Source organism: Monashia sp. HAY1-5C, from assembly GCF_056755255.1.
The window spans coordinates 1-6,811 of sequence record NZ_JBPGXG010000188.1; the positions used below are offsets into that span (position 1 = coordinate 1).

9 protein-coding genes are annotated in these 6,811 nt (G+C 63.8%); 1 reads left to right on the forward strand and 8 read right to left on the reverse strand.

Translation table 11 applies throughout. The annotated features are described in order from the left end of the window. The coding region (locus ACR9ZK_RS19955) for a hypothetical protein (RefSeq protein WP_481343713.1) at positions 1-1,107 on the forward strand (1,107 nt) is incomplete at its 5' end. A gap of 82 nt (positions 1,108-1,189) precedes the next feature. Here ACR9ZK_RS19955 and ACR9ZK_RS19960 read toward each other — a convergent pair. The 8 genes from ACR9ZK_RS19960 to ACR9ZK_RS19995 all read right to left on the reverse strand — a co-directional run bounded on the left by ACR9ZK_RS19960 (position 1,190) and on the right by ACR9ZK_RS19995 (position 6,755). Then, positions 1,190-1,699, reverse strand: a complete 510-nt coding sequence (locus ACR9ZK_RS19960) for a hypothetical protein (RefSeq protein WP_481343714.1) — start codon at positions 1,697-1,699, stop codon at positions 1,190-1,192. Positions 1,700-1,842: 143 nt separating this feature from the next. Continuing rightward, positions 1,843-1,980 (reverse strand): hypothetical protein, encoded by a 138-nt coding sequence (locus tag ACR9ZK_RS19965; RefSeq protein ID WP_481343715.1) that lies wholly within the window; start codon positions 1,978-1,980, stop codon positions 1,843-1,845. A gap of 192 nt (positions 1,981-2,172) precedes the next feature. Then, the gene (locus ACR9ZK_RS19970) at positions 2,173-3,147 is read right to left on the reverse strand and encodes a hypothetical protein (RefSeq protein WP_481343716.1); all 975 of its coding nucleotides are present in this window, start codon (positions 3,145-3,147) and stop codon (positions 2,173-2,175) included. Further along, positions 3,144-3,617, reverse strand: coding sequence for a DUF6932 family protein (locus tag ACR9ZK_RS19975; RefSeq protein ID WP_481343717.1), 474 nt, complete (start codon positions 3,615-3,617; stop codon positions 3,144-3,146). Before ACR9ZK_RS19975 ends, ACR9ZK_RS19970 begins: the two co-directional genes overlap by 4 nt. A 562-nt stretch (positions 3,618-4,179) precedes the next feature. Further along, positions 4,180-4,881 carry a recombinase family protein gene (locus tag ACR9ZK_RS19980; protein WP_481343718.1) on the reverse strand — a complete coding sequence of 234 codons (702 nt, stop codon included), beginning with the start codon at positions 4,879-4,881 and terminating at the stop codon, positions 4,180-4,182. A gap of 191 nt (positions 4,882-5,072) precedes the next feature. Further along, entirely contained in the window at positions 5,073-5,693 is a 621-nt protein-coding gene (locus ACR9ZK_RS19985) for a hypothetical protein (protein ID WP_481343719.1), read from the reverse strand. 55 nt (positions 5,694-5,748) lie between these two features. Beyond that, the gene (locus ACR9ZK_RS19990; protein ID WP_481343720.1) at positions 5,749-6,006 is read right to left on the reverse strand and encodes a helix-turn-helix domain-containing protein; all 258 of its coding nucleotides are present in this window, start codon (positions 6,004-6,006) and stop codon (positions 5,749-5,751) included. A gap of 50 nt (positions 6,007-6,056) precedes the next feature. Continuing rightward, the gene (locus tag ACR9ZK_RS19995) at positions 6,057-6,755 is read right to left on the reverse strand and encodes a hypothetical protein (protein WP_481343721.1); all 699 of its coding nucleotides are present in this window, start codon (positions 6,753-6,755) and stop codon (positions 6,057-6,059) included. Positions 6,756-6,811: the final 56 nt, after the last annotated feature.

The following is a 6,811-nucleotide window of genomic DNA, read 5'->3' on the forward strand; positions in this document are numbered from 1 at the left end:
GGCTCTGCACGTCGTGTGAGAGTCACAGGCGTAAGCCACGCGCTTGACCTGTTCGTGCCTGACGGGCTTCCCTCGGACGTCGCCGCGCTGGTGCGTAGAGATCTCGTCCCAGGGTTCGAAGGCGGTAGGGAGAAGCGCCGCCTGCGAGTCGCGAGGCTGATGCAGGGACCTCAGAGCATGACGTACGTCCTGCAGCCCAGCACGGATGAGTACATCGAGCCGTTCCTCACCCTCAGCGATGGCTCGGTGCTGGCGGGTCGAGTTCGCACTTGCGACCATCAAGGCCGAATCCTCTCGCCCCGATTCGGGGAATGCTGGTTCCTCCCTGCATGGATAGATCGCCCGGCGGACTGGATCCAGGCCGCATGGCGCCACTGGAGCAGGCTCGACCCAGGGCGCGTGCCACCCCCGCCCGAGTGGGGGGACAGCCCGGCGTGGTTCACGCCTGAAGAGTCCTCCATCGCGTCGCGCCTAGACGTCGTCAAGAGAGAGCGACAGGCGGCGCTGGCGCGGTTTGATGCCCAAGAGAAGGAACTCGTGACCGCGCTTCAGAAGGCCCGCGAACTAGCAAGTCAAGGGCCACGCCGCTTGCTGACCGAAGATGGGGCTGCCCTCGAAGATGCAGTGGAACAGGTCTTGATCGACCTCGGCTTCGAGGTCAAGAACATGGACGACCAGGCCGAGAAGGGCGACCGCAGCGAGGACTTCAGGATCCAGGACGGGTCTTGGGAGGCAATCGTCGAGGTCAAGGGTGACAAGCGAGGTACGGCGGCTGGCGACCTGATGCGCATAGGTCGACACGTCGGGCGCTACGAGGCGGAGACCGGACACGCTCCCGACGCCGTCTGGTTGATTGCGAACCCCTTCCGACTGACTGAGGCGGGGACCCGTGCGCTCCCGTTGGCGGGAGCGGACAGGGACGTCGAGATATTCGCTCGCGATGGGGGGTTGATCATCGGCACCGTTGACCTGTTCAAGGTATGGCGCGACGTGGCAGGAACGACCCGCGACAGGGATGCCGTTCGGGAGGCAATGCGTCAGGCGACCGGGCGCTTCACCTACCGCGATCTGCCAGCGTTGACGGAGGCAAAGCGCACCACCACGTAGCGGGCGGAGACCCTCTGGCAATTCTCGTTCCAGGTCATGGTCGCAGGATCAGCGCAAGCGCCCGCGTGTCCGTAACGGTGCTCTAGCCAAGGTCGAAGAGCACGTTCGCAAGTCCGAAACCTGCAGCAACGGTGAGCAAGACGTAGCCGCCCACCTGGAAGCGCAACGCCCACTCCAGCCGGCTGGCCTTGACGTTGTTGCCGTTCCTCAGACTCCACGTCGTTCGTGCGTTCAGGGTGGCAACGATGTTACGCGCGTCGACCTCGTCATCTCCCCAGTGCTCCTTGGACAACATGCGCTGGACCGTCTTCTCGTTCGTCACCAGCGTTTCCTTCGCCATACTCGCCAGAAGCGCTAAGAGCGACGCTACAACGAACGCGGCGAGCGCAAGCACAACAGACCACGACCCCCACGCGGTGAACTTGTAATCCTTGCCCACGATCAAGGCAAGCAACGCGACCACCAATGCAATGAAGGCACTACTCGTCGCGCTGAAATCCTTTGCGCGGGAGTTGAGCGACGCTCGGCGGTCGTACTCGATGCCTAACTCTGCCTCGACGAACTTGTAGTACGTCGTTCCCTGATCGGACAAGCGCCTAGTCGCCTTGCTCGCCGGCTTCGCTGCGCGTCTGCACGTCTGGCCTCCAGTCCTTGCGAATGGACTCCTGCTCCAACCACTCGTGGTTCGGCGGTTCCTTGGGCTCAGCCTGGGATGCCTCATCGTTGCTCACGTCGTCACTCTTCCTCGCGCAGGAGTTTGCCGATGACGCGCTGCCCGTCTCGGTCCTCGTGGATGATCTCCATGTCCAGCCAGTCGACATCCGGCGGCTCGCGCCGCACCGGCTCCGTGGACTCGTCGTCAGCGTTGCTCATGAATCCCCTCCGTTGTCACAGCCTCTAACCCGCCCATCGTACGGACAGGAGGGGAGCCCGGGGCCATCAAATCGGACGTCTAGGCGCAGCGACTGCCAACACACCGGCCCTGCCAGGTGAGGACTTCGCTAGAAGGGTGGAATGGTCGATGCGACGTGACGGGTTCCCCAGATGGGCGGCCCGCCCACAGCATCACTCCGGCAGTTCGCCCTGCTCGGCGGCCATCATGAGCCCGACGAGCATGTAGGAGTGGCGCTCCTGGCCGGTGACCTGAGAGCGGATCGTCGTGACGTCGAACGTCGCCAGAACGCGATGCGTGTAGTACGCCGCCAACTGAGGCACCAGTTCGTCGATGACCTTCGCCGAGATGATTTCCGTCTGCGTCTGCAACTCGATCCGATTGCGAATATCGCTCACGGTGCCTAGGTGGCCTTCAAGGACTTCCTGTCGCTCGGTGATGCGGTTTCGGCCTAGGGCATCATTCAGTCGCTGGGCGCTCCTCTTACTCAGGTGCGTCTCGCGCACAGGCATGCTTGGGCTCTCATAGGAGATGTCTGCGGAAATCTCCTCATCCACGACTGCCGATGACAAGTCGCTCAGATGCTTGAAGGCTCGACTACCCAGAGGCAGGACCGCCTCGATGATTGGGTCATCATTCACGTCCTCGCTGTTTGCCAGATCGACAATGGTGAGGACGGTAGTCACCGCGTTGTCGAGGAGGGTCGGCGCCTCGTCTTCGACGTGGAACAACGGCTCGTCCACGCCGTTGCCCTGAACGGGGCCTCGCAACACTGCACCGAACGAACCTGGATACACGGACGCAAGGCGCAAGGCGGTGATATCCCTGAGCGGGCCGGGTATCGCCGAGCGGGACGTCGCTTGGCCGGTCAGAGCCTGCGCGACCGAGGACACCGACTCTTGGAGACTGTGAAGCAGTCGAGACAAGGCGTCGATGCGCACTTCGTGACCGAAGATCGGCAGGCCGTTCAGGACGATGTCCACGCGAGCCCGCTTAGCGAAGTCCAGGTCCTCTTCAAGATCGGCCCGGAGGCTCGTCAGTCCTTGTGCCATCAGTCGAACGCCTTGGGTCTGCTCGGCGGACTGAACCGCGCCGAGCGCAGCGTCCAGACGGGCGAGGTTGTCGCGGATGTCCTTGACACTGCTCATCCCGTCACCTCCAGGTACCCCTTCACCAGGCCAGTCTGGCCCCGATCCTTCTGCCAGAACTCGTGCCACTGGTCACGACTTGCCTCGTACGCCGGCCGGGCCGGGTGACCGCTCGGGTACTCGACTACGGGGTAGGCGTCCATCCCCCATACTGCCTTGGTCGTCTTGCCTGCGAGTAGTGCCTCCAGCAAGGAGAACTCGCCGGGCGACAGGGCGTCGACTGCGTCGCCCTGAATCACTGTCACCAGGTCGATGTCCCCTGGGTCGACGCGGTCGGTGACGAAACTGCCATCGATCCACTGAGCCGTAATGGGCACGATGCTGGCAATCGCGGCGCGGTGACGCTCCCAGCGCAGGAACAGCCGACCCCGCGTCTTGGAGGTCGGAAAAGCGTCCACGAACTCGGCCTTGAACTGATCCGTCGTCACGATGTGCCTCCCCAGAGGCAGGAAGCCATTCTCCCCGAGCACGTCTGATTCCCCCTGCTGCGCAAAGTCGATGCGTGCACTTTAGCCACGTAAAGGCACACTCTGCGCGGGTTTGACCGACGCCAATTTGGCCCTGTCCCCATATGACAGGGTCCAACAGACCACCGACAACGCAGCAGGGCCGGGCTTCAGCCTTGACCCTTCACGCCCGTGGGCCCCTGAGACGAGACCATCTCTGGAACCATCAGCCCGTGCTCCTCGGCGAGCCACTCCGCTGCCCAACGACGGTGACACTGGCCTCTCAGTGCCAGCCGTGGAGCCTCCCAGCACAGGAGGACTAACGGCGCCTCGGGGTAGCAGAGGGAGATGTCAGCCAACTCCGACCACAGGTGGCTTTGCCGTCGGGTCAAGGACGCCAAGTAGGCGGCCTTCTGCTCGTCCAGTGGCAGGTGGTCCATCACCTTGAACACGCCCCAGGGCTTCAACGCATCGCATTGAGGGGCGTTCCTGAAGTCAGGGTGTCGACCGATGGACGTCGCAACGGGGACGCCCCATCCAGGTTGAAAGGTGCGATAGGAAGCCGTCACCAGCGCGAGATCGGGGATCATGCCGCTCCCTCGCCCAGATTGCGGACCTCTGCCTCCAGCAACGCAGAACGGGTCGAACCGTCCACCGTTCCGGTCGTCCATGAAAGCCCCGTGGCAGTCGGAATACCGGCAGCGTTGAGCACATCCGCGCGCTGCTGGAAGGTCAGACCGTCCGCCTTCATGGCCAGGAGCCGGTCCTGGACTTCGCGCGGCAGTCGAGATCGTGGACCCGGCAGCGTTCCCCGCTTCCGTGCTTGCGCCAGAGCGTCCGAGGTGCGGGCTCCAATGGTGGCGCGCTCCCATTCAGCGACGCTTGCCATCACACCCGCCACCAGCCGGCCCGTGGGAGTGGACAGGTCAAGGCCCAGGTCTAGGGCGACGATGCCCCACCCCTCCCGCTGGGAGCGCTGCAGCAGTTCAGCGAAGTCAAGGAGGGAACGAGAGAGTCGGTCCAGTTTGGCGACCACCACCCTGTCGCCCTTACGGAGAGATGTCAGGAGCGCCTGCATCTGGGGCCGCAACAGAGTCGAGCCAGACACTCCCCCATCGGCGAACCAGTGAACGCCGTCAGCCTTGACTCGATGGGCGCGGGCCCATCGCTGGATGGCATCCCGCTGCGCCGCGAGCCCTAGCCCGCTGTCCGCCTGCTCGGTGGTGCTGACGCGCACATAGGCAAGCACTCTGTTCTGGGTAGGGTTCATCACGTCGATCTCCTTCACAGATCGGCCGGCCCCGGGACTGTTGGCGCAGTCGCCGGGGCGCTTTTGTTTACCCCTACATTGTATGAAGTGATTCTGTGAATTGCCTTGTGGGAGAAGGGTTTTCGATACCGTTCTAGGGTTGGTGGGTAGTGTCGAACCCGATGTCGACTGTCAGGCCGAAGGATCTTCGGGTCCCAGCCCAGGCACGACTAGACAGTGGCCGACCCCTCCGCGGCGGGCGATGAATCGTCCGCCTTGTTTGCCAGTTGGGCCTCGATGCGGGCCTCTATGGCCGCGTCAAGGTGAGCCAGTGCGCCTGCGAAGTCTGCCTCGGCGTCGGACAGTTCTTCGGCAACCGGCTCGTTCCGGAGGTAGCGCCCAACGTTTTCGCGACTCTCGCGCAGGGCCGTCCAACCAATCTGCCGCGGGAGATCCTTGTGGAGGTGGAACTCGCCAATACGGTCCGCATCGTTCAGCACTCGCACCGTGAGTTCAAGGTGCCGTCGCAGCGGCTGCTGGATGTACATGGACGCCTTGGAAAGCCGATACAGCGCCTTCCTTGCCGCTTCGTTCGTGGCAGGATCCGAGGACCACAGGTGGCCCGAAAGCATGATGCGAGTGGTGAAAAGTCGCTCAAGGACCTGGATCGCCTCCAGCGCTTGCTGCGCCTTGGCGTCGGCGCGCACCCGCACTTCCTGATCTCGCATCGCTGCCTGCTGTCGGTCGAAGTCGGCCACCTGTTCCCGTCTTCTGCGGCGCGCCTCAATGGTCGTCACGCAATACGTGAGCACGGCACCGATCACCAGCGAGATCACATTGCCCAAGTCCATGGCCGCATGGTGGCAGAGCACGCAGCGGCATGGCGGATTGGCTAACTGTCGAGCACTACAACCCGTCGTCCACTGCGACACCATTCGCGATGACGGCGCGGGTCTTCGCGTACTGCTCCTCGATCCATCGATCGAGGACCGCCTGCTCTATTCGCCATTGGCCTCTGCCACCGATCTTGATGGCGGGCAGGTCGCCGCTGCGCACGAGCGCGTAGACCTGGCGTTGCGTCGTAGAGAGCATCGCTGCCACCTCATGCAACTGGAAGAAGCGGTGAGGCAGCGTCTCGTCAGCGAACGGCTCAGGCTTCGGCATGGCGCCATCTTGCAGCACCCAAGGGAGGCCGCGTGGACCCTAGGCCCGCCCTACAGCGATCGGCGCGGGTCACTCCAGTCGATCCTCGGCATGGAGTCGTGACGCGGAAGCGCGGCCAGCCGACGTGCTTCCGCGCCCCCATCACCGGAAGCCGTCGCGTCGCGGTCCACCACGATGTTCGTCCGCATCTGCATGCCGAGCGGCGGAAGTGGAACCGTGAGGTCGACGTCGTTCCGAATCGCGTCTACGAGTTGGCCGGCCGTGACAGCGCTCAGAGTTTGTCCTGAGGGAGATGGGCGCATGATCATCCCGGATTGGTTCTCAACGGCCTGCCGAGTGCGCACCAGTACGCGCAGAAGTTCAGAGACGTCTTCCGCTTGGCGCTGGATGACCTGGACCGCCTCCCTCGCGGCACTCATGCGCTCCGAGATCTCCGCTGCGATCCGGTTCTCGACCGCCGGCGCGATTGAAGCCAGTACCTGTGTCGCTTTGCTGTGAGCCTCCAGCACCGCAGTCTGCGCGAGTTGCGCCGCCTCGGCATGTGACTGGCTGGGCTGAGGTAGATCCTCAGGAACCTTCCCTCCGGTCCGGGCGGCCTCGCGCACCGCCGCCGCATGTTCCGCGAGCGCCGTGGCATAACTGCTCCGAGCCTCTTCTAACTGGGCAGAGATCGCCTGTTGGTTCGCCTCAGCCTTGGCGACCGTGGTCTGGTACTCCTGCCACTCCTCGAAGTCGTCGAGAACACTCATGAGGGCCTCCCCCACCGGGAACGCAACTCCTCCGCTCGATGGCGGTCGTCCCCACC